This is a genomic window from Paracoccus sp. P2 (assembly GCF_046335115.1).
Taxonomy (GTDB): Bacteria; Pseudomonadota; Alphaproteobacteria; order Rhodobacterales; family Rhodobacteraceae; genus Paracoccus; species Paracoccus pantotrophus.
On sequence record NZ_JBGOSN010000160.1, the window covers coordinates 1 to 1,048 of the forward strand.

1 protein-coding gene is annotated in these 1,048 nt (G+C 61.5%); it reads right to left on the reverse strand.

Translation table 11 applies throughout. The annotated features are described in order from the left end of the window. Positions 1 to 31: 31 nt before the first annotated feature. Positions 32 to 673, reverse strand: coding sequence for a TetR/AcrR family transcriptional regulator (locus ACDP63_RS24980; RefSeq protein ID WP_024844568.1), 642 nt, complete (start codon positions 671 to 673; stop codon positions 32 to 34). Between the last annotated feature and the right edge of the window lie 375 nt (positions 674 to 1,048).

The following is a 1,048-nucleotide window of genomic DNA, read 5'->3' on the forward strand; positions in this document are numbered from 1 at the left end:
GCAGCCTCTCCATATCGCTGCCGGGGCGCTGTTACGGTGGCGGCTTGGCGGCGGTTTTCACCCGGGCGTTGAAGCGGGCGATCTCGCGCGGCTCGGCGCTCTGCCCGGTATAGATCTCGACATAGGTCGGGATGCGCGCGAGCCGGGTTTCCAGCTCCTCCTGCACCCGCATCGAGATATAGCCGATCTGCGTCAGATAGATGGTGCGCGCCCGCACGTCGGCCTCCTGCTCGCCATGCCCCCAGCGCACCAGCATCTCGCGCAGCGCCGAAAGCCGCGTCTCGTCCGCGGCCGCGACGCGCACGGCCACCGTGTCGTCCTGCAAGGCCCAGCTGCGCACCGCGAATTCCAGCTTGCTGTCGAAGACCCCCGACAGAAAGCAGGCCAGCACGTTCAGCATCGCCTCCGCCCGGCTCTCGGCATATTCTTGCGCCGCCTTGACCAGGGGATCGGTCGTCCGCTCCTCCCAGCCGTCGATCAGCGCGGTCAGCAGCGCCTCGCGATCCTCGAAGAACCAGTAGAAGCTGGTGCGCGACAGGTTCAGATGCCGGGCCAGGGGCTGGATCTTCACCGCGTCGATGCCGCCGTCGATCAGCGCCTGGTAGCCGGCCTCCAGCCAGCCCTCACGCGACCCACGCCATCCGGTTTCAGCGGTTGCTGCACGATTTCTCATGCCCTTGCAGTAGCCCGGTATTCGATTCGCCGCAAGAAAAAATGTCCTGTCATGATCCCGTTGTGTGCATGATTGATTTTTTAATTGACACATATGAACATTNCCCTCACGCGACCCACGCCATCCGGTTTCAGCGGTTGCTGCACGATTTCTCATGCCCTTGCAGTAGCCCGGTATTCGATTCGCCGCAAGAAAAAATGTCCTGTCATGATCCCGTTGTGTGCATGATTGATTTTTTAATTGACACATATGAACATTACCCCGATCCTGAACGGCGACTCCCCACCCCGCACAGGCAGAGCCGATGTCGAACGATCCCCTTCTGCAGCCCTATCAGCTGAAGCACCTGGTGCTGCGCAACCGCATCATGATCAC